Raw genomic sequence first — 22,455 nt, 5'->3', positions numbered from 1 at the left:
CCCCAAAAGTCCGAATTTGTAGTATAATGGTACGGTATGTAAAATAGCTCTGGAAAGGAAAGGCATCATGAAACAAGTATTTCTGTCAACCACAACTGAATTTAAAGAAATTGATAGTCTTGAATCGGGTACTTGGATCAATCTCGTCAATCCTTCTCAGAGTGAGTCCCTTGAGATCGCCAATGCTTTCAATATTGATATTGCCGATTTGCGGGCACCGCTCGATGCGGAAGAAATGTCCCGGGTCACCATCGAGGACGACTACACGCTGATTATCGTGGATGTCCCCATCACCGAGGAGCGGAATAATAAGATCTATTACGTCACCATTCCGCTGGGGATTATCATCACGGAAGAAGCCATCATCACCACCTGTCTGGAAAAGCTGCCCCTGCTGGATATTTTCATCCAGCGCCGCCTGCGCAATTTCTATACCTTTATGCGATCCCGCTTTATCTTTCAGATCCTCTACCGCAATGCCGAGCTCTATCTGACGGCTCTGCGTTCCATTGACCGCAAGAGCGAGCAGATTGAAAGCCAGCTGCATCAGTCCACCCGCAATGAAGAGCTGATCGAACTCATGGAGCTGGAAAAGACCATTGTCTATTTCAAAGCCTCCCTCAAGACCAATGAGCGGGTGATTAAAAAGCTGACCAGCGCTACCAGCAATATCAAGAAATATCTGGAAGACGAGGACCTGCTGGAAGACACCCTGATTGAGACCCAGCAGGCTATCGAGATGGCGGATATTTACGGTAACATCCTGCGCGGCATGACCGATACTTTTGCTTCGATTATCTCCAATAATCAAAATAATATCATGAAGACACTGGCTCTGGTGACGGTCGTCATGTCCATCCCGACCATGATCTTCTCGGCCTATGGCATGAACTTCAAGACCAATGACCTGCCGCTCAACGGCGAGCCGCATGCCTTTTGGATTATCATGTTTATCGCCTTTGCTATGAGCGGCTCCCTGACCCTCTACCTTATCCACAAAAAGCTATTTTAACCATTAGAAAGAACGATTATGTCCTCAGTATCATTAGACAAACTCAGCAAAAAAAATAAAGAATTTATCCACATCGCGACCCACCAGCTCCTCCTAGACGGCAAGACGGATCAGGAAATCCAGAAAATCCTGGAAGACATCCTGCCCGAAATATTGGAAAACCAGAGCAAGGGAATCACTGCCCGCGGCCTCTACGGGGCGCCGACTGCCTGGGCCGCTTCCTTCGCAGCTAAAGAGCGTTACGATGCCGAGCACCCCAAGGAAAATGACGATCCCAAATGGATGATGCTGGACTCTGTCCTCTTTATCTTTGGCTTCTTCGCCGTCCTGAGTTCCATTGTCAATCTCTCCTCCTCCCAGCCCTCTGTCTATGGCTTGACGACCTTGATCTTGGGCAGCGTAGTCGGAGGCTTAGTTTTCTATGCTAATCACCATTTCATCTACCGCTTCTATGGACCTGACACAGACCGCAGCCAAAGACCGCCGCTTTGGAGATCCGCCCTTATCATGATCGGCGCTGTCCTGCTCTGGCTTATCTCTATCATGGCCACCAGCTTTCTGCCGGAAGTGATGAACCCCCGCCTTTCAAACATCATTATCGTCATTATCGGCGGACTGGCCCTGGCCCTGCGCTTCTATCTCAAAAAGCGCTTCAACATCAAAAGCGCCGCTATGGGACCGACGAGATATTAATCAGCATATAAAAAAGAGGTTGCGCAACCTCTTTTATTTATGCCTGAAATATTTCCAATAAAGAGAGTAGGGGATGGGCAAACTGAGAATCAACCAAAAGCGATTGACAATAATGTCCGCCTTTCCTGTGCTGTTAAAATGAACCGGGACCTGATTGGGCAGAAAGAAGATAAGCAGAACCACGAGAGCAGCCATCACCACTAAAACAAATATATCTTTCCTTTTCATCAATCATCAACCTCCTTGAAATAAATTTGTTTGCTTAAATAACTATAGAGAATCAGACTGACAGCTGCAAGCAAACCGGTAGTCAGCCATAGGGAAGCCGTCAGCTGCCATTGACAGAAGAAATGGAGGGCCAGCGGCAGCAGGACCGACAGCATGCCCACCAAGCCAGATAAAACAACGGACAAACTCTGCTTGATGACTACTATTTCATTGTCCCAAATCCATTTTGGATAATGAAAATTAATAAAGATTCCCTGAAGAGCTGTGAAAAATGAATAGGCTAAGGATAGGCAGACAAGAGTCAGCAGCTGCGGAATGGTCGGCGAAAAGCGCCAAAAGAGAATCGGCAGACTGACCGCCAAACCAATCAAATGCAGGGATATTGTCAGCCCCATCTTGGCCCACAGAATCTCTTTCATTGAGACCGGCAGGGTCTGCAAAAGCCAGATCCGGCCTCCCTCCAGTGAAATTGCCGCTGCAGCTGGATTCGAAATACTAAATAGACTGGCCAAGAAGAGAGGGAGAAAATCCTGACTCACTCCCAAGGGCAGATAGGAAATCAGGTCTTGAGGCTTTACAAAACAAAGCAGCAAGGAAAATACCAACAGAAGAATGACACCTAAACCGCTATTCAGCAGATAGAGATAGGAAGACAGAAAATTATCCAGCTCCCTGCAATAAAGAGCCAGAAAAGGCGATTTCCGTCTTCTTTTGCGGATTTTTACCGGAGTCGCTGATTTTTCCAGCAGAAAATGCAATCTTAAATAGCTAGAGGACAGGATTTTCAGAAAAATTCCCGCCACAACTAAAGAAAATCCTGCAAGCTGTAAACTGGATCTCCAGAAGGCCTGTCCGTTCAGGAAAAGATTAGCAGGCGGATAGAGCTGGCTTAGCTGTCCAGTCAGCAGCTGATAAACATCTCGCCCTTGTCCTCCCCTCATAGTCCAGATACTGCCAGCCAGCAAGACCAAAAGCAGAACAAGAGATGCTAGGAAAGAAAAGAGATTCTGGTGAACAAGTCTAGCTGACAAATAGCTGATGAGAAAAGAAAACAGGGAGGCCAGACAAAGAGGCAAGAGGGGGATAAAGAGCAGGAGGCAGCTGTACAGCAAGACATCCACTAGCTGCCCTCCTGAAAGCAGCCAAATCATACCAGCTGGCAGCATAAAAATCAGAGCCAGCAAAAAATTTAGCAAGTAAAGAAAAGCAAATTTGCCGCAGACTATTTCCCAAGTTCTCACCGGCAAAACCAGGAGCCTATCCAGCTCTTTAGCGTTAAATAGGATGCCATTGACCTGCAACAGGCTGAAAAAGAAAATAAGCAAACTGACTACAGCAATCATATAGGCCGGAATCAGATTAGCCTGGCCCATCTGAACAAGACTGAGAGCCGTCAAAAAATTATAGGCTGCGGTCAGGAAAACAAGGAGAAGTATCAAGCCAAGCTGATAGATTGTTCTCCTGCCCCTGCGCTGACGCAGACGATTGATTGAGAAAACATTGTATACTTGCAGTTTTAAAAGTAAAAGAATATTAGTCATAATCTTGCAGCTCCATAAATACTTCTTCTAGGCTAGAGGAACCTTTTACCTCAGCAGTCTTGCCATTGGCCACCAAGTGTCCCTTTTGTAAAATAGCAATCTTAGTACAGAGCTCTTCTGCAACCTCCAATACATGCGTTGAAAAGAAAATCGCACATCCCTTCCCTGCCAGCTCTTTCATGATTTGCTTGAAATAAAAAGCCCCCTTGGGATCTAAACCAACAAAGGGTTCATCCAAAATCAAGAGCTTCGGTTCATGCAGGAGGGCTGCAATCAGTGCCAAGCGCTGCTTCATGCCGTGAGAATAAGCCGCAATCAATTTATTCAAAGAATCCTTGAGCTCAAAGATGTCTGCATATTTATCAATATACTGCAGCCGCTTCTCCATGGAAATACGGTAAATATCTGCTATAAAATCTAAAAACTGAAACCCTGTCAAATTTTCATATAAGTCAGGATTATCCGGCAAGTAGGCCATGCTCCTCTTACAGGCCAGCGGCTCATCCTTGATAGAGTGACCACAGATATAAATCTCCCCGCTGTTAAAATCGTGGATACCGACAATCGACTTAATTGTAGAAGTCTTCCCCGCGCCATTGGCCCCGATGAAACCATAGATATCCCCTGCTTCAACTCGCAGACTAAGATTATCCACGGCCTTTTTACCACCCTTATAAGTTTTAGTCAAATGCTGAATGTCTAACATAACTCCTCCTTTTACTAACTTTTTGTCAGTCTTGCCGTAAATTTTTTTTGCTACTGAAACTGATAAAGAAAACACCACTGACATTTTGTCAGTTATCTTTCTAAAGAAAAGGCAGAAACTGCCCTGTCTAAAAAATCAATCCGTCCAGCCCCAATGTCTTCTCCAAAATCGCCTGAAAACTGGATAAGTAATCCTGCAAGTTGGCTGATTTTGAAGTCATTTTTGCATCATTGGAGACAAAAACATAGGCTGTCATCAGAAATGACGCTGTCTGCTGCGGATAGTCCAGCTGAAAATCTCTAGCAGCCTGTCCTTCTTCTAAAATATGAGCGAAAAAAACAGTCATCTGCTCGGTTAGCCTATGGTAAAAGCGATCCAATACATAGCGATTCCTTTCCAGATTAACCGTCTCCTGCAGGACCAGATTTTCCTGAGTGATTTGCTCATCCGAAATAAGAGTGGCTTCCATAAAACTCTTAATCTTCTCTTTGACAGGCAAATCCGCTTGATAACTGATCTTTTCCAGCCGCCTCAGCAGGGGCTCAGAGTTTTTTTCGATGAGACAGTAAAGAATGTCTTCCTTATCTTTAAAATGATAATAAAGCAGGCCCCGGGAAATCCCAACCTTATCAATAATATCCTGAGTTCGAGTCTTGAGATAGCCTTTCTGGGCAAATAGCTGCAGGGCTGCATCCATAATCTCCGCCCGTCGTACCTCTGGATCCTTGACATCACGCATGGTTTCTGCCTCCTTGTGGTTAGTATAGCACTTAACTGACATTTTGTCAATGACAAAATAAAAAAACAGCAAGCCAGAGCCTGCTGTTAATCTAATTAGTCTTCATTTACGAAAGGCATCAGAGCCATTACGCGAGCGCGTTTGATAGCTGTTGTGACTTTGCGTTGGTTTTTAGCTGAAGTTCCGGTTACACGGCGAGGAAGGATTTTCCCGCGCTCTGAAACGAAACGGCTAAGAAGCTCAGTATCTTTGTAATCAACATATTCAATTTTGTTCGCTGCGATGTAATCAACTTTTTTACGGCGTTTGAATCCGCCACGACGTTGTTGAGCCATGTGTTTTCTCCTTTATATTATAGTTGTTGGTCCTTAGAATGGCAGGTCGTCATCCGAGATATCCATTGGATTGGTATTGCCAAATGGGCTCTCGTCACGAGAAAAGTTCGGTACTTGGCTGGACGAATCTGCATTGCCATAGCTTGGCGCTGAACTGCCTCCAAAGCTATTGCCGCCATAACCGCCTGAAGACTGACCTTCACGGGCAGAACGGCTTTCCAGCATTTGGAAATTATCCGCCACGACTTCTGTCACGTAAACACGCTGACCTTGCTGGTTTTCGTAGTTACGGGTCTGAATGCGGCCGGTAATGCCAATCAGGGCTCCTTTTTTAGCCCAGTTTGCCAGATTTTCTGCCTGCTGACGCCAGATGACAACATTGATGAAGTCTGCTTCCCGCTCTCCATTGTGATTCTTGAAGTTGCGGTTGACAGCCAGAGTAAATGTTGCGACCGCTTGATTCTGCGGTGTATAGCGCAATTCGGCATCGCGGGTCATGCGACCCACCAGTACAACGTTATTAATCATGATGCTACCTTCTTAAGCGTCAAGTTTGACGATCATGTGACGAAGAATGTCGGCGTTGATTTTTGACAGACGGTCAAACTCTTTCAGAGCTGCATCGTCGTTTGCTTCAACGTTTACGATATGGTAGAGTCCTTCACGGAAATCTTGGATTTCGTAGGCAAGACGGCGTTTTTCCCAGTCTTTTGATTCAACAACAGTTGCACCGTTGTCCGTCAAGATAGAGTCAAAGCGTGCTACCAAAGCGTTTTTAGCTTCTTCTTCAATGTTTGGACGAATAATATAAAGAATTTCGTATTTAGCCATTGATGTTTCCTCCTTTTGGTCTAATGACCCCAAGACGCTGCAAGGGGTAAGTGAGGTTTGCTCACAAATAACTATTATAACAGAGATGGGCGGGAAAGGCAAGGGAAAAATTTTTGCCATTCTAGCTGTATTTACCTCTAACAGCCGTCATTCTCTGCCCTTATCTCCATCAGGATAAGTCACCGACACTTTGGTCTTAGTTTTTCCTTTTCGATTTTTCAGAAAAGCCCTTCCTTCGTCAGTCTGACTGCCTTGGTCATTTTCTTTCTGACTGCTGCTGTAGCCCAAGTCATAGTCCATTTCCTGATTATCAGAAAATCGAAGATTCACATGGCAAGAAAGGCCGTCTGGAGCATGATAATGAGGACTGGTCAGCTGAATTTCTTCAATATCCTTATAAGTGTTCTTAAGAACCTTAACCAGGCCAGTTTCAAGCTCTCGCCTGTTCACCTGTCTCGGCTTACCATTGAGCACACCATAGAAGAATACTGCCGCCAGAATGACAATCAGCACTGCAAGCAGATAAAACCATTTGTAATATTTGAAAAAAATTGATTTTAGCATGACGCTCTCCTTTACGGCATTTGGCTAATCTCCCTGTAAATCACTCATATATTATAACATAAAATTTTCATTTAAAAAACTCCCCCTGTCGCCAGAGAGAGCTAGAGCCTGTCTTCATAGATAAATCATTCATCTAAAAGCCTCTTTCCCCGCCACTCGTCGTTCAAAATTTTAGAAATACGCCCAGTATTCCTTCGAATTTTCGCCTAAACGAACGGGAAAATTATCTCTTATCTGAAAGATCTACCTTGTATGAAGACAGGCTCTTGAAAAATACGATTCGTTTTTGATAAATCCTAGACTAGCCTGCCTTGATCGACAACTAGCTTGCCGGCCTTGTAGACCTGATGGGTCAGGTTGGTGGCAAAGAAATAAAGCGGGTAGTCGATGTTTTGGGCATCAAGGATGGTGATATCGGCCTGCTTGCCGCTGTCAAAGCTGCCAATCTTATCTTGACGGTTGACAGAGTAGGCGGCATTGATAGTCACAGCATTGAGGACCTCGACTGGGGTCAGCCGCATCATAAAGCAGCCTAGCTGCATGACAAACTGCAGGTTGGCGGTCGGGCAGGAGCCTGGATTGCTGTCAGTAGTCAGGGTGATGGCCATACCAGCTTCCAGCATCTTGCGGGCCGGGGCATAAGTGTCCTCCATCAGGCTGAAGGTGGTGGCAGGCAGGAGATTGCCGATAACCTTGGCTGCGGCCATCTTGCGGATGCCTTCATCGGTCGCCATCATCAGGTGCTCGGCACTGGTCGCTCCCAGCTCAGCTGCTACATCGACCCCGCCGATAGACTCGATTTCATCGGCATGGATGCGGAGCTTGAAGCCCAGTTCCTTAGCCTTGGAGAGCAGGTAGCGGGATTCCTCAGCTGTAAAGACACCTTTTTCACAGAAAATATCGCAGAATTCAGCCAGGTTTTCCGCCTTGACCCGCGGCAGCATTTCCTCCACGATCAAGTCCAGATAGTCCTGAGAACGGCCCTTGTATTCAGGCGGAACGGCGTGGGCCGCCATGAAGGTGGAAACCAAATCAATCTCGTGGTCACGGTCCAGCGCCCCAACGACATCCAGCTGGCGCTTTTCTGTCTCCCAGTCCAGACCATAGCCGCTCTTGGCCTCCACCGTGGTCACCCCGTGCAGCAGCATATAGTCCAGCAGTTTCTTGGACTTGTCGTAGAGAGTGTCAAAAGAAGCTGCGCGAGTCGCCCGGACCGTGCTGAGAATACCGCCGCCCTGAGCGAGAATCTCCAGATAAGGAACACCGGCCAGCTTCTTGGCAAACTCATGCTCTCGGCTGCCGCCGTAGACCAAGTGTGTGTGGCAGTCGATCAAGCCAGGAGCAGCAATCTTGCCCTCATAGGACTGGATCTGGGTGTCGGGTCCAATCAGGTCAGCCGCAGGATGGCCGCTGCCGACCGCCAAAATTTTCCCGTCCTTGACCGCGATATAGCCGTCTTCCAGCACCTGCGCTTCCTTCATCTCTGCGCCAAAGAGGGGATGTCCTAGGTCCTTGGGGCAGAAGACTTGATTGAAATGAGTTAATAGTAAATCAGCCGTCATACTTCTTCCTCCGTTTCATCTTCCAATATTCTTGCTCCTCATCATAATACACTATCGTCAAATTATAGTCAAAAGCTTGCAAAAGATAGGAGGGCTGCATTTTTTGCAGATTTTTTCTTTTTCTTGACTCTTTGTGGACGGCTTTCTTATAAAATAAGGATGAAATCTATTTATACTCAACGAAAATCAAAAAACCGAGCAGGAAGCCAGCCTCGAAAGGATGGCGCTTTGGCACAAACTTCGTTTGTTTTATCCGCAGGCTCCCTGCCTTGCTTTCAGCTCTCTAGGCTCAGGCCGTTCTAGCTGACGCGGTTTGAAAAGATTTTCAAAGAGGATGATACTGGACTTTTAAGGAGGAGTTTTCATGTCATACTTTACTGAAAATGAAATTGCAGCCGCTATGACTGTTAAGCTGGACGATGTGCTTCCCGAAAAGACTGTCTTTCAGGAAGGCATCCGCCGAGCACCAGACCGGGGCTTCCGCCTGACACAGGCTCAGACAGAGATTGCCCTGAAAAATGCGCTCCGCTATATTCCTAAAAAATTCCACGAGGAAGTCATTCCGGAGTTTTTGGAAGAGCTGAAAACCCGCGGCCGGATTTACGGCTACCGCTGGCGGCCAAAAGAACGCATCTATGGCAAGCCCATTGACCAATACAAGGGCAACTGCACGGCAGCCAAGGCCATGCAGGTCATGATTGACAACAACCTCAGCTTTGAAATCGCCCTCTACCCCTACGAGCTGGTCACTTACGGGGAAACCGGCTCCGTCTGCGCCAACTGGATGCAGTACAATCTGATCAAGAAATATCTGGAAGTGATGACCGATCAGCAAACGCTGGTGGTCGAATCCGGACACCCGGTCGGTCTCTTCAAGTCCAAACCGGAAGCACCTCGGGTCATCATTACCAACGGCCTTTTGGTCGGCGAATACGACAATATGAGAGACTGGGAAATTGCCGAAGAGATGGGCGTGACCAACTACGGTCAAATGACAGCCGGCGGCTGGATGTATATCGGTCCGCAGGGCATCGTTCACGGTACCTTCAACACCCTGCTCAACGCCGGCCGCCTGAAACTGGGCGTGGCTGACGACGGCGACCTGACCGGTAAGCTCTTTATCTCCTCCGGTCTGGGCGGCATGAGCGGGGCTCAGGGCAAGGCTGCAGAAATTGCCAAGGCAGTCGCCATCGTGGCCGAAGTGGACCAATCCCGGATCGAAACCCGCCACTCACAGGGCTGGGTCAGCCAGATTGCCGAAAGTCCGGAGGAAGCGATTGAGCTGGCTCAGAAAGCTCTGGAAGCCGGTGCATCCACCTCTATCGCCTATCATGGCAACATCGTTGACCTCTTGGAATATGTCAATGAGAACAAGATCCATGTCGACCTGCTCTCCGACCAAACCTCCTGCCACAATGTCTATGACGGCGGCTACTGCCCTGCCGGCATCAGCTTTGAAGAGCGGACCCGGCTTTTGGCTGAAGACAAGGAAACCTTCCACAAACTGGTCGATGAAACCCTGGCCCGCCACTTTGCCGCTATCAAGGAACTGACCAACCATGGCACCTACTTCTTTGACTATGGCAATTCCTTTATGAAAGCCATCTATGACTCTGGCATCAAGGAAATTTCCAAGAATGGCTTGGACGACAAGGACGGCTTCATCTGGCCTTCCTATGTGGAAGACATCATGGGACCCATGCTCTTTGACTACGGCTACGGTCCTTTCCGCTGGGTCTGCCTGAGCGGCAGGCATGAAGATCTGGTAGCAACCGACCATGCAGCTATGGAAGTCATCGACCCGAACCGCCGCTACCAAGACCGCGACAACTACAACTGGATTCGCGATGCAGAAAAGAACCAGCTGGTCGTTGGAACTCAGGCTCGGATTCTCTACCAAGACTGCATGGGCCGGGTCAATATCGCCCTCAAGTTCAATGAATTAGTCCGCGAAGGCAAGATTGGCCCTGTCATGATTGGCCGCGACCACCACGACGTGTCCGGTACGGACTCTCCATTCCGTGAAACTTCGAATATCAAGGACGGATCAAACGTAACCTGCGACATGGCCGTGCAATGCTACGCTGGCAACGCAGCCCGCGGCATGAGTCTGGTAGCTCTCCACAACGGCGGCGGCACCGGTATCGGCAAAGCCATCAACGGCGGCTTTGGCCTGGTGCTGGACGGCAGCGAGCGCATCGATGAAATCATCAAGTCTGCTATCGCCTGGGATACCATCGGCGGAGTAGCCCGCCGCAACTGGGCCCGCAATGAGCACGCTATCGAAACCGCTATTGAATACAACCGTCTGCATGCAGGAACGGACCACATCACCATCCCTTATCTGAGCGATGAGGATTTGGTCAAAGAATCTGTCAAGAAATTGTTTGAATAATCACGGAGCGGGGCTGCAGCTGAATGGCTGTCCAGTCCTGCGCTTCCGTCAAAATGTAAGCGCTATCGAATCCACACTCAAAACAGGAGAAAAAACTTATGGCAAAAATTGTTGAATGTATTCCCAACTTTTCTGAAGGCCGCAATCAGGCGGTCATTGACGGCTTGGTAGAAACAGCTAAGAGCGTGCCGGGCGTGACTCTTTTGGACCACTCCTCTGATGCCAGCCACAATCGCAGTGTTTTCACTCTGGTCGGCGATGACCAGAACATTCAGGAAGCCGCTTTCCGCTTGGTCAAATATGCAGCCGAAAACATTGACCTGACCAAGCATCAGGGCGAACATCCCCGCATGGGGGCAACCGACGTGCTGCCTTTTGTGCCTATTAAGGACATCAGCAGCGAGGAATGTGTCGAAATCGCCAAAACCGTGTCTGAGCGCATCAACCGCGAGCTGGGCATTCCTATCTTCCTCTATGAAGATGCAGCCACCCGGCCGGAGCGCAAGAATCTGGCCAAGGTTCGTAAAGGCCAGTTTGAAGGCATGCCGGAAAAACTCTTGGAACCTGACTGGGCTCCGGACTATGGTGACAGGAAAATTCACCCCACTGCCGGTGTAACAGCTGTCGGTGCCAGAATGCCGCTCATCGCCTACAATATCAATCTGGATACGGACGATTTGGATATTGCCAATAAGATTGCTAAAATCATCCGCGGCTCCAGCGGTGGCTACAAGTACTGCAAGGCCATCGGCGTCATGCTGGAAGACCGCAATATCGCTCAGGTCTCCATCAACATGGTCAATCTGGAAAAATTCCCGCTCTACCGCGTCTTTGAGACGGTCCGCTTTGAAGCCAAACGCTACGGAGTTGGAATCCTCGGCTCAGAAGTCATCGGTCTGGCTCCGGCCAAGGCTTTGATTGACGCAGCCGAATACTATCTGCAAATCGAAGACTTTGACTACGGCAAGCAGGTTCTGGAAAATCATTTGCTGGGCTAGGAGGATGCAGCGGATATGAAATTAGTTGATTTAAGCTTAGAAGAATTTGCCCGGGTGCTGGGCTCCGATGCACCGGCTCCCGGAGGCGGCTCTGCTGCTGCTCTGTCGGCAGCCAATGGCATTTCCCTGACCAAGATGGTCTGTGAGCTGACGCTGGGCAAGAAAAAGTATGCCGACTTTGAGCAGGAAATCGCTCAGGTCCATCAGGAAAGTGCCCGCCTGCAGGACAGGCTGCTGGCTGCCATTGACAAGGACACCGAAGCCTTTAATCTGGTCTCAGCGGTCTTTGATATGCCAAAAGAGACAGAAGATGACAAGGCCGCCCGGCGGGAAGCCATGCAGCAGGCTCTCAAGGAGGCCACCAAGTCTCCCTATGCCATGATGGAAGACATCTGGGCCGCTCTGCAAGTGACCAAGCAGGCTGTCGGCAAGTCCAACACCAACGCTGCCAGCGATCTGGGCGTTGCCGCCCTCAATCTCAAGGCCGGCCTCCAAGGCGCCTGGCTCAATGTTCTCATCAACCTGTCAGGTGTCAGGGACCAGGCTTTTGTGTCCGACTACCGCTCCAAGGGAGAGGAGCTGCTCCGCAAGGGCAGTGCTCTGGCAGATGAGATTTATCAAGAAATTTTGAAAGTTGTCTAATTCAGCAGAAGAGAAGCACAGCCTTTCTCTTCTCCAAGAGGTAACACAATGGTTTTATCAGATATTGAAATTGCAAATGCTGTCCCAATGGAGAAAATCGATCGGGTCGCCCAAAGACTGGGGGTGGACAAAAACGCTCTCTCCCTCTATGGCAGCTACAAGGCCAAGATTGACGCCGGGCAGCTGGAAAAATTAAAAGACCAAACAGACGGCAAGCTCATCTTGGTGACGGCCATCTCACCGACACCCGCTGGGGAAGGCAAGACCACGACTTCGGTCGGTCTGGTCGATGCGCTGGCTGCCATTGGCAAAAAAGCGGTGATTGCCCTGCGGGAGCCTTCGCTGGGACCTGTCTTTGGGATTAAGGGCGGGGCAGCCGGCGGCGGCCATGCTCAGGTGGTGCCGATGGAAGACATCAACCTGCACTTTACCGGTGATTTTCATGCCATCGGGGTAGCCAATAACCTTCTGGCTGCTCTCATTGACAATCATATCCATCATGGCAATGCTCTGGGCATTGACGCCCGCCGCATCACCTGGAAGCGGGTGGTGGACATGAATGACCGGCAGCTGCGCCACATCGTGGACGGCCTGCAGGGCAAGGTCAACGGCGTTCCCAGAGAAGACGGCTTTGACATCACGGTAGCCTCCGAGGTCATGGCCATCCTCTGCCTGTCAGAGAATATGACCGACCTCAAAAACCGGCTCAATCAGATTATTATCGGCTACAACTATGCCGGACAGCCAGTGACGGCTCAGGATCTGAAAGCCGGAGGCGCTATGGCAGCCGTTCTTAAAGACGCTATCCATCCAAACCTGGTACAGACCTTGGAGCATACACCGGCCCTGATCCACGGCGGACCTTTCGCCAATATCGCCCACGGCTGCAACAGTGTGCTGGCTACCAAGCTGGCCCTCAAATACGCCGACTATGCGGTCACTGAAGCCGGATTTGGAGCAGATCTGGGAGCTGAAAAATTCATCGACATCAAGTGCCGGATGTCTGGCCTGCGGCCTGCGGCTGTCGTGCTGGTAGCCACCATTCGGGCCCTTAAGATGCACGGCGGCGTAGCCAAGAGCGACCTGGCCGCAGAGAATGTGCAGGCTGTTGCAGATGGTCTGCCCAATCTGGACAAGCATCTGGAAAATATCCAGGATGTCTACGGTCTGCCCGCAGTCGTGGCAATCAATAAATTCCCGCTGGATACCGAGGCCGAACTGCAGGCTGTCTATGACGCCTGCCAAAAACGCGGCGTTGATGTCGTCATCTCCGACGTCTGGGCCAAGGGCGGGGAAGGCGGCCGAGAGCTGGCGGAAAAGGTGGTCCAGCTGGCCGAGGAAGACAATCATTTCCAATTTGTATATAATGAAGAAGACTCCATTGAGGAAAAACTGAGAAAGATAGCCACTAAGGTTTACGGTGCCAAGGGCATTTCCCTGACACCGGCAGCCAAGAAAGAGCTGAAAGAGCTGGAAGAACTGGGCTTTACACAGTACCCTATCTGCATGGCCAAAACCCAATATTCCTTCTCTGATGACCCAAAGAAACTGGGAGCCCCTAAAGACTTCACTATCAAGATCAGCAAACTCAAGGTATCAGCCGGAGCAGGCTTCATTGTCGCCCTGACCGGAGCTATCATGACCATGCCTGGCCTGCCTAAAGTGCCGGCCAGCGAGAAGATTGATATTGACCAAGACGGCCAGATTACCGGTCTGTTCTGATAAATGTAAAACAGGATGAAAGCAACCCTTTTAAGAGCAAGCGATTTCCAAGTTTCCGATTGGCCGGGAGGAAAGACGAGACAACTCTTCCTTTCCCCGCCAGACGGCCACTGCGGCAGTCGGAACTTTGACTATCGGCTCTCAACAGCAACTGTAGAAGCAGCAGAAAGTTCATTTTCTGATTTCAGCGGTTTTCACCGCATTCTCATGAGTCTGGACCGCCCTCTCTCCCTCCAGAATGCCAGCCGGCAGGAGGAAACGGTGCTGGCTCCCTTTACCCCCTATGTCTTTGAAGGGAGTGATTCTATCACAAGTCGCGGGACTTGTACTGATTTTAACTTGATATACAGCGACCATTATCAGGGGCAGATGATTGCCCTTTCGGACGGGCAGGAGCTCAGCCGGAATGAGAGCATTCAATGCATCTACGCTTTGGATAATTTGACGGTGACTCTGGGAGAGCAGCCGCCGCGAAACATAGAGGCACAAGAACTCCTGATAATGGAAAAAGAGACTCAGGAAACTGAGCTGCAAATAATGTTTTCAAGCAAACAGCCTAAGGGCGCCTGCTGCGCTGTTTGGGCTGGTTTGACCCACATCCCTACTAAGTAAAGATACCCTGATGCCTTGTCAGCATTCTATCTTTACTTGGAAAGGATCCCATATCTCTAAAGGAGAAACATTATTATGGATGCAACTAAACTCACTGCACAAGAACAGGAAAAAGCCAAATTCGGCTTTGCCGGTGCAACTCTCTATGGTATCAATGCCGTTATCGGTTCGGGGATTTTCCTCCTGCCTAAATCAATCTACAAAGGCTTAGGACCGGCCTCTCTGGCTATCATGTTCGGCGTGGCTGTTCTGGTCATGCTCCTGTCTGTCTGCCTGGCGGAAACCGCGGGCTACTTTGGCAAAAACGGCGGAGCCATGCAGTATGCCAAGGAAGCCTTCGGAGACTTTATCGGCTTTGATGTCGGTATTTTGGGCTGGGCCGTTACCATTATCGCCTGGGCAGCCATGCTAGCCGGATTTGCCGAAGTGTTTATCCAGACCTTCCCAGCCTTTAAAGGCTATAATCTGGCTATCAGCATCACCTTCGTTGTCCTCTTATGCCTGATGAATATCGCCGGAATCAAAACTTCCAAGATGTTCACCCTGACCGCAACCGTTGCCAAGCTGATTCCTATCGTGCTCTTTTCAGCCTTTGCCATCTTCTATATCAAGGGCGGTGTTGACGCGGGCAACTTTACGCCTTTCCTGCAGCTGGAAGGCGGCTCCAATATTTTCAATGCCATCGGCAGCACAGCCGTTTATATCTTCTACGGCTTTATCGGCTTTGAAACCATGTCTATCGTTGCCGGCGAGATGCGCAACCCTGAAAAGAATGTACCCAAGGCCATCCTGGGCTCTATCAGCATCGTCTCTGTACTCTACATGCTGATTATCGCTGGGACGATTGCCATGCTGGGCGGCCGCATTATGCAGAGCGGCGCACCAGTGCAGGATGCCTTTATGGAAATGATCGGTCCTGTCGGCGGCCCGCTGGTCTCCTATGGTGCTCTTATCTCCATCGCCGGGCTCAATATCGGTGAGTCCATCATGGTGCCGCGCTTTGGTGCTGCCATCGCAGACGAAGGGCTCCTGCCAGAGGGACTGGGCAAGACCAACTCCAAGAACGCTCCGGTAACTGCCATTCTGATTTCCGGTGCTCTTGCTATTTTACTCTTGCTATCTGGCTCCTTTGAGCAGTTAGCGACCTACAGCGTGGTCTTCCGCTTCTTCCAATACATCCCAACGGCCTTGGCTGTATTGAAACTCAGAAAAATGTACCCAGACAAGGAAGTCACTTTCCGTGTACCGTTTGGACCGGTTATCCCTGTCCTGGCCGTTGCAGTCAGTCTGCTGATGATTGCCGGTGACAACATGATGAATTTCGTCTGGGGAGCTGTCGGTGCCGCAGTCGCAAGCCTGCTCTATTATTTCTTGCACGGCAGAAAAGGCACTCTGGCTAAAGAATGAGCCAGTCTGAATTCTATATCCTATAATGGAGGAGTTTATATGTCAACATTGATTCATTTAGATGGAAATAGTCTAACATTAGAAGATGTCATCGCAGTTGCCCGTCAGGGAGCAGTCTGTGAAATCGATCAAGAGGCCAAAAAGGCTGTGCAGGCCTCCCGCAAAATCGTGGACGACATCGTCCGGGAAAAGCGGGTAGTCTACGGTGTCACCACAGGCTTTGGCTCCCTCTGCAATGTCAGCATTTCACCAGAAGATACGACCCAGCTGCAGGAAAACCTCATCCGCACCCATGCATCCGGCTATGGCGATCCGCTGCCGGAAGACGCAGTCCGTGCTATCATGCTGATTCGGATCAATTCTCTGGTCAAGGGCTACTCCGGTATCCGCCTGTCCACGGTGGAAAAACTGCTGGAGCTGCTCAATAAAGGCGTCCTGCCTTTCATTCCGGAAAAAGGCTCCTTGGGAGCTTCCGGTGACCTAGCACCGCTGGCCCATATGGTTCTGCCGATGCTGGGACTGGGCCGTGCTTACTACCAAGGCGAGCTGCTGTCTGGACAGGAAGCCCTGGACAAGGCTGGCATTGAGAAAATCTCCTTGGCTGCCAAGGAAGGGCTGGCATTGATCAACGGCACTACTGTCCTGACAGCTATCGGGGCGCTGGCGACCTACGATGCTATCCAGCTGCTCAAACTCTCCGATATTGCCGGTGCCCTTTCTCTGGAAGTTCATAACGGCATCACCAGTCCTTTCGAAGAAGACCTGCACACTATCCGGCCTCAGAGCGGCCAGCTGGCGACGGCCCGCAATATCCGCAACCTTCTGGAAGGCAGCCAAAATACCACTGTGGCGACCCAGCAGCGGGTGCAGGACCCTTATACCCTGCGCTGCATTCCGCAGATTCACGGATCCAGCAAGGACTCTATCGCCTATGTAAAAACCAAGGTTGAGATTGAGATTAACTCCGTTACAGACAACCCTATCATCACCAAGGAAGGGCATGTCATCTCAGGCGGTAACTTCCATGGGGAACCCATGGCTCAGCCATTTGACTTCCTCGGTATTGCCATTTCTGAAATCGGAAATGTATCTGAACGCCGGGTGGAACGGCTGGTCAACAGCCAGCTGAGCAAGCTCCCATCCTTTCTGGTCAAACACCCAGGCCTCAACTCTGGCTTTATGATTACCCAGTATGCCTGCGCTTCGCTGGCTTCTGAAAATAAGATTCTGGCTCACCCAGCCAGTGTGGACTCCATCCCATCCTGTGAAAATCAGGAAGACTTTGTCAGCATGGGAACCACCGCAGCCCGCAAAGCAGGAGAGATCCTCAAAAACTCCCGCCGCATCGTGGCAACGGAAATCATGGCTGCCTGTCAGGCACTGGATCTGAAAGCAGAACATCACGAACTGGGCAAGGGCACCAAACCAGCCTACGACCTCTTCCGCCAGCATGTCCGCTTTATCGAATTTGACAAGGATATCGAAATCTACGAAGAACTCAACAAAGCCTCAGCGGTGATTGAAAGCCCAGAATTTCTGGCTGCTGTTGAAAAGGCTGTGGATTTGAGCATCCAGTTCTAAAACGGATACTCAATGACAAGCAAACTCGAAGTATGAAAAGCTAGCAAAAGAAGCCCGCTCTCCTTCAGCTGGGCTTCTTTGACAGTCAAAACTCTATTGACAGGCTTGACGGAAACTCTTATAATAAAGTCGCAAGTACTATGATGGAAAAGGACAAAATCATGTTAGAAGATTACTACCAGCTAGACAACAGCTACTATCATAAGAGACTAGACGATGATTTATATGCTGCCAAATGGGGGATGCTTATTGAGTTTTTGGACTTAAACGACCCCAACTTAAAGCCTTTTGAGGGCGTCAACTTTGCCTTGATTGGCTTTAAGAGCGACAAGGGGGTCTATATCAACCACGGCCGCGTCGGTGCAGTCGAAGGTCCCCAGGCTGTCCGGACCCAGCTGGCTAAGCTGCCTTGGCATCTGGGCAGAAATGTCCGAGTCTTTGATGCCGGCGATATTGACGGACCTAACCGCTCGCTGGACCAGCTGCAGCACAGTCTGGCTCGGGCCGTCAGGCGCCTGCGGGAGCTCAACCTCCGGCCTATCGTCTTGGGCGGCGGCCACGAAACAGCCTATGGCCACTATCTAGGGCTCAAGTCGTCACTAAATCCTGACCAAGATTTGGCCGTCATCAATATGGATGCCCATTTCGACCTGCGGCCTTATGAGCAGACCGGCCCCAACTCCGGCACCGGCTTTCGCCAGATGTTTGACGACAGCCTAGCGGCCAAAGAGACCTTTAACTACCTGATTCTGGGCATTCAGGAGCACAATAACAATCTCTTTCTCTTTGACTTTGTCGCCAAATCCAAGGCCATTCAGTTTCTGACAGGGCTGGATATCTACCAGATGGGCCACAAGGAAGTCTGCAAGGCCGTCGATGCCTTTCTGGCTGATAAGGAGCAGGTTTACCTGACCATTGATATTGACTGCTTTGCAGCTGGTGCCGCACCCGGTGTCAGTGCCATCCAGTCGCTGGGAGTGGACCCTAATCTGGCCGTGCTGGTCTTCCAGCATATCGCTGCCTCCGGCAAGCTGATCGGCTTTGACATCGTCGAAGTCTCCCCGCCCCACGATATTGACAACCATACGGCTAACCTAGCTGCCAGCTTCATTTTTTACCTGACTCAAGTCTGGGCACAGGAGCATGACTGATAGTACCCGTCAGCTAATCTTCTATCTGCAGTCTGAGAAACCGCTGAACAACCGACCATCGTCATGGAGAGTCTTTTCCTTTGCTTTTTGATTTTCATTGAGTGTGACAGTCTATCCAAAAACATGTTAAAAGAGGCTGAGACAGACGCCCATGATGGCTGCGCCCTCACCCGCAAAGGGGAGGATCTTTGATAAGATACCGTATAAAAAGTCCTTCAGTCTCGCTTTGTTTTGGAAAAAAACTCTTGACGCGGTAGCTGATTGCTCAAAAGCTCCAGTGGAGGTTTTGAGGTTATAGATAAAGCTTCCGAGAGGAAGCAACAAAAGCACTGCTTTGAGGTTGCGGATAGGACTTGCGAAGCAAGTCTCAACTTTGTTCGTCTTTTAGACTCCAAAAAGCTCCTACATTGAGGAAAACTCTGTTTTCCTTATCCCCAACCTCTCACAGTCCCCCGGACTGTTTTGACACAAACTGCGTTTGTTTTATCCCCAACCTCTCCCAGTCCCCCGGACTGGGAGAGCCTCGCGGGCTGGGAGTGAAAAGGTCTGGGAGACCTTTTCAGCCTGAGCTTAGAAACAAAAGAGTGAAGGGAACTAAATTTTTTCAAAATTTCTGTCCCACTGCCTTTCTTTTGCTTCTTATTTTTACGGCAATTGCAGACGCAGGTTTTCCAAGTCTTCCAGCTGGTGACGGTCCCGGTAGGGATTGAGATGGGCCTTGGCTATGTCATAGTAGCTGTCAAAATGCTGCGGCAGCAGATCTTCAAAGTCCGCCTGCTCAATACTGCCCATCAGCTGCCGGTGCTTGAGCAGAGCCATCAGATAGTAAATCATGCCCTTGTCCCGCGGATTGGCATAGCGGGCTATCAGCTGCTCTTTCTTATGCAGCAGGTCCAGCACCGGCTGGTAATCCTCCTTGGCGCAGTCGATTAGAGCCAAGTAAACTTCCAGCTGGGCTTCCTTCCAAGGAAAAGACAGGGAGGCCAGCTCTTTTTTGGCCCGGAGGAAAATCTGCTCTGCCTGCTCATAATCCCCCAAAAAATAATAGCTAATCCCCAGCCCGATGTAAAAGACAATCAGCGAGGGTTCGGCCGTTTTATTTTCCGTCAGCCCAATAGCCTCCTTCTGATGGGCCAGAGCCGCCTGAAAATCCCCTCTGACCTGCTCGATTTCCGCCAGATAGTCCAAGGCTGCCGCAATCTGAATGGAATACTTGGAGCGCAGCGACGGTGTCAGGCTGAAACAGTCAATGGACTGGCAGAGGTGGTGAGCCGCCTTCTCCTCCTCCCCCACCATGAGATGATAGAGTCCCTTCAGCCGAAGATTGACAGCAATCGCCTCATGGTTATTGGCCTGCACGGAAGCATCCAGAGCCAGCTCGGTATAGTAGCGCATCTCCGGGATATTTTCCGTCTGGATACAGTAGTAAATGACCTGCCGGTAGCCCTCCAGGAGAAATTCCAGCTGGTTCAGCTCCTTGGCTGCCGAAATAACCCGCTGGATATTGTCCATTCCCTGCCGGTAGTGGCCCCGCCGGATGGAATAACGGCCCTCCAAATAGAGAAAACGCAGGACCAGCAGCTGAAAATCCCGGTGCTGCTGGTGTTTGCCCTCCAAGTCTCCAATCCTCCGGCGGATGCGGTCAAACTGCTCCAAGACCGCCGACTGATTGGCATCGTCCATCTTTTCAATAAAGCCGAATTCCCGTGAATAAATCGGAAAAAGCTCATGATGGAACTGCAGGGTCGCATCCAGATAATGGAGCTCATATTCCAGCGACTTGATAGCCTGCTTGGACATTTTATAATGATAGGCAATTTCACGAAAGAGCTGGGCATGGTAAAGCGAGCCCTCCAGCAGGGCTTCCATGCCCTGAGCGATTTGGTTGTGCAGGATGCGCCTTTTGGCCAGAGACAGCCGATCATAAGCATAGAGCTGCAAAATTTGCTGGCTGAACTGCAGGACCAGCTCCTCCCCGTCATAGTCCTCCCGCAAAAGGTGCTTCTGCTCCAGCTCCTCCGTAATTTCCACCATTTCCTCCAAGGGCAGGGCCATGAGCTTGGTCAGGACTGACAGGGCTGCAGACCCTCTGAAGCAGGCCAGATAATGGAGCAGCTCCTCCTCCCGGCTGCTGATCTGATCCATTTTCAAGGACAGCTTGGCCTTAATCGCTGGGGTCAGAGGGTGAAACTTCTCTCCGTCAAGCAGCTCCTGAGCATACTCGGACAGAAAGAAAGGAATCCCCTGACTAATCTGATAGATCTGGTCTGCCTCCTGCTCAGAAACGGTCAGCGTCCCAAGCTGGGCCTGCAGATACGCTGCACTCTCTGTCTGACTCAGAGGCTGCAGGTCGATAAAGTCCAGCTTGCCGCGAACCAGCAGATGATTGAGAAAATGCTCCAAGTAAGGAGGAGTATTCAAATGCTTGGTCAGAACAAAGGCTACCGGATAGTCACTCAGATGATTGATGACCTGCTCCAAAACCGCCACACTGGCACTGTCCAGCCAATGACAGTCCTCTATCAGCACAACCAGGGCCTTTTTCTTGGAAATCTTCTGCAGAATATCCACCACAAACTGGGCCAGCCGGCTGCTGTCAATAGCCTCACCCGCAAGCTGCTCTTCTAAGATGGGAAAATAGGTTTCCAAAATGACCTGCCACTGGCTGATAGAAAGGATCTGGTGCTGAATGACCAGGTCTCCCAGACCGTCCAAGAGACCGCGCCAGGGCTGCAGTTCTGCCGTCATTTCCTCCCTGAAACACTCTGCCATGACAATCTGAAAATACTTGGTCTGATTGGCCAGCACCTGCCGGGTCACCGTCCGCTTGCCGATACCGGTCCCGCCGACCAGCACCAGAGCACGCGCCTCCTGCCCCTCCAAAATCTTAGAAAAATACGATTCCAGCCGCTTGATCTCATCCACCCGGCCAAAGAAATGGTCGGTATTGCGCAGAAACTGCTTGGTCTTGCGCTCATTGCGGTCCTTGGCTACTACTTCATGGTAAATCTGCTGGATATGCTCATTGGGACTGATGCCCAGCTCCTTGTCCAAGAGATTGACCAGCTTATAGTAAGTCTCGATGACCTTGCCCGGCCGGTTGTTGTCCTGATAGAGCTTCATCAGCAGCTGGTAGTTTTTTTCGTCAAATTCATCGATACGGATGAGGCGGTGCAGATTGCTTTCGGCCTCTTCCAGATCCAGCCGGTCCTTCTCCTCCTCCAGTCTTTGATAGCAGGCCTTGATATAGAGCTGCTCAAACTCCGTCCGCATCTTGGACACCCAGAAATCAAAAGCTTCGCTGTCCTTGAGATAAAAGCCCTGCAGAAAATCTCCTCCATAAAGCGACAGATGCTCCGCCGGCTGCTGAGAAAATAAGGCCGCGTCGCTCTCCAGAGAAAACTTGGGATTAAGGGAGAGCACCGTCCGATTGGGCGCAATAATCCAGTCCCCACCCAGCAGCTTATTGGCCTGATAGATGGTATTGCGCAGGTTCTTTTTCGCCGTCTGGTTGTCCTTATTTTCCCAAAGGATTCCGGCGATTTCCTCCCGATTGACCGTCCCTTTGATATGCAGATAGTAGAGCAGAGCATTGATTTTGGCAAAGGGGAAAAAAATTTCTTCCTGATTGAGAAAGACACTGGGACTTCCCAATAATTTTAATGTGAGCAGGTTCTTCGTCATGCAAACGCCTCCAAGAAAGCTTATAAAACTAATATAAACAAAAAAAGACATT

At 50.2% G+C, this 22,455-nt stretch carries 20 protein-coding genes; 10 read left to right on the top strand and 10 right to left on the bottom strand.

What is annotated here, in order from left to right; genetic code table 11:
- The first annotated feature begins 67 nt into the window (after positions 1–67).
- On the top strand, positions 68–1,012 hold the full coding sequence (locus DHL47_RS01400) for a magnesium transporter CorA family protein (protein WP_128834450.1): 945 nt from the start codon (positions 68–70) through the stop codon (positions 1,010–1,012).
- A gap of 18 nt (positions 1,013–1,030) precedes the next feature.
- The gene (locus DHL47_RS01395) at positions 1,031–1,705 is read left to right on the top strand and encodes a DUF1129 domain-containing protein (RefSeq protein WP_209550647.1); all 675 of its coding nucleotides are present in this window, start codon (positions 1,031–1,033) and stop codon (positions 1,703–1,705) included.
- A gap of 33 nt (positions 1,706–1,738) precedes the next feature.
- On the opposite strand, the gene DHL47_RS01390 is transcribed toward DHL47_RS01395, so the two are convergent.
- The 9 genes from DHL47_RS01390 to hutI all read right to left on the bottom strand — a co-directional run bounded on the left by DHL47_RS01390 (position 1,739) and on the right by hutI (position 8,211).
- Entirely contained in the window at positions 1,739–1,933 is a 195-nt protein-coding gene (locus DHL47_RS01390) for a DUF1648 domain-containing protein (protein ID WP_209550646.1), read from the bottom strand.
- Entirely contained in the window at positions 1,933–3,474 is a 1,542-nt protein-coding gene (locus DHL47_RS01385) for an ABC transporter permease (RefSeq protein ID WP_245335510.1), read from the bottom strand. The genes DHL47_RS01390 and DHL47_RS01385 overlap by 1 nt, the downstream gene beginning before the upstream one ends.
- Positions 3,467–4,180: an ABC transporter ATP-binding protein gene (locus DHL47_RS01380; RefSeq protein ID WP_128834457.1), complete on the bottom strand. Its 714-nt coding sequence runs from the start codon at positions 4,178–4,180 to the stop codon at positions 3,467–3,469. The genes DHL47_RS01385 and DHL47_RS01380 overlap by 8 nt, the downstream gene beginning before the upstream one ends.
- A 127-nt stretch (positions 4,181–4,307) precedes the next feature.
- The gene (locus tag DHL47_RS01375; protein ID WP_209550701.1) at positions 4,308–4,961 is read right to left on the bottom strand and encodes a TetR/AcrR family transcriptional regulator; all 654 of its coding nucleotides are present in this window, start codon (positions 4,959–4,961) and stop codon (positions 4,308–4,310) included.
- 53 nt (positions 4,962–5,014) lie between these two features.
- On the bottom strand, positions 5,015–5,254 hold the full coding sequence (gene rpsR, locus DHL47_RS01370; protein WP_000068664.1) for a 30S ribosomal protein S18: 240 nt from the start codon (positions 5,252–5,254) through the stop codon (positions 5,015–5,017).
- Between the two features lie 33 nt (positions 5,255–5,287).
- The gene (locus DHL47_RS01365; RefSeq protein WP_128834462.1) at positions 5,288–5,782 is read right to left on the bottom strand and encodes a single-stranded DNA-binding protein; all 495 of its coding nucleotides are present in this window, start codon (positions 5,780–5,782) and stop codon (positions 5,288–5,290) included.
- 12 nt (positions 5,783–5,794) lie between these two features.
- Positions 5,795–6,085 carry a 30S ribosomal protein S6 gene (gene rpsF, locus DHL47_RS01360; protein WP_002896497.1) on the bottom strand — a complete coding sequence of 97 codons (291 nt, stop codon included), beginning with the start codon at positions 6,083–6,085 and terminating at the stop codon, positions 5,795–5,797.
- 147 nt (positions 6,086–6,232) lie between these two features.
- Positions 6,233–6,649, bottom strand: a complete 417-nt coding sequence (locus DHL47_RS01355; RefSeq protein WP_128834465.1) for a hypothetical protein — start codon at positions 6,647–6,649, stop codon at positions 6,233–6,235.
- A gap of 296 nt (positions 6,650–6,945) precedes the next feature.
- On the bottom strand, positions 6,946–8,211 hold the full coding sequence (gene hutI / locus DHL47_RS01350) for an imidazolonepropionase (protein ID WP_209550645.1): 1,266 nt from the start codon (positions 8,209–8,211) through the stop codon (positions 6,946–6,948).
- A gap of 364 nt (positions 8,212–8,575) precedes the next feature.
- Between hutI and DHL47_RS01345 the strand changes: the two genes are divergently transcribed.
- From DHL47_RS01345 to DHL47_RS01310, 8 genes are all read left to right on the top strand, one after another.
- Positions 8,576–10,606, top strand: coding sequence for a urocanate hydratase (locus DHL47_RS01345; RefSeq protein ID WP_128834470.1), 2,031 nt, complete (start codon positions 8,576–8,578; stop codon positions 10,604–10,606).
- Between the two features lie 98 nt (positions 10,607–10,704).
- Complete coding sequence (ftcD, locus tag DHL47_RS01340) at positions 10,705–11,604, top strand: glutamate formimidoyltransferase (protein ID WP_209550644.1); 900 nt, start codon at positions 10,705–10,707, stop codon at positions 11,602–11,604.
- A 15-nt stretch (positions 11,605–11,619) separates the two neighbouring features.
- Positions 11,620–12,246 carry a cyclodeaminase/cyclohydrolase family protein gene (locus tag DHL47_RS01335; protein WP_128834476.1) on the top strand — a complete coding sequence of 209 codons (627 nt, stop codon included), beginning with the start codon at positions 11,620–11,622 and terminating at the stop codon, positions 12,244–12,246.
- A 48-nt stretch (positions 12,247–12,294) separates the two neighbouring features.
- On the top strand, positions 12,295–13,968 hold the full coding sequence (locus DHL47_RS01330) for a formate--tetrahydrofolate ligase (protein ID WP_209550643.1): 1,674 nt from the start codon (positions 12,295–12,297) through the stop codon (positions 13,966–13,968).
- 15 nt (positions 13,969–13,983) lie between these two features.
- Complete coding sequence (locus tag DHL47_RS01325; RefSeq protein WP_209550642.1) at positions 13,984–14,580, top strand: HutD/Ves family protein; 597 nt, start codon at positions 13,984–13,986, stop codon at positions 14,578–14,580.
- A gap of 75 nt (positions 14,581–14,655) precedes the next feature.
- Positions 14,656–15,987, top strand: coding sequence for an APC family permease (locus DHL47_RS01320; protein ID WP_128834480.1), 1,332 nt, complete (start codon positions 14,656–14,658; stop codon positions 15,985–15,987).
- Between the two features lie 39 nt (positions 15,988–16,026).
- The gene (gene hutH, locus DHL47_RS01315; RefSeq protein WP_209550641.1) at positions 16,027–17,568 is read left to right on the top strand and encodes a histidine ammonia-lyase; all 1,542 of its coding nucleotides are present in this window, start codon (positions 16,027–16,029) and stop codon (positions 17,566–17,568) included.
- A gap of 161 nt (positions 17,569–17,729) precedes the next feature.
- On the top strand, positions 17,730–18,719 hold the full coding sequence (locus DHL47_RS01310; RefSeq protein WP_128834482.1) for an arginase family protein: 990 nt from the start codon (positions 17,730–17,732) through the stop codon (positions 18,717–18,719).
- Positions 18,720–19,364: 645 nt separating this feature from the next.
- Here the strand turns inward: DHL47_RS01310 and DHL47_RS01305 are convergent.
- On the bottom strand, positions 19,365–22,403 hold the full coding sequence (locus DHL47_RS01305) for an AAA family ATPase (RefSeq protein WP_209550640.1): 3,039 nt from the start codon (positions 22,401–22,403) through the stop codon (positions 19,365–19,367).
- Positions 22,404–22,455 lie beyond the last annotated feature (52 nt).

The organism is Streptococcus panodentis (assembly GCF_017884005.1).
GTDB lineage: Bacteria > Bacillota > Bacilli > Lactobacillales > Streptococcaceae > Streptococcus > Streptococcus panodentis.
This window is presented reverse-complemented; position numbering and strand designations above follow the sequence as displayed.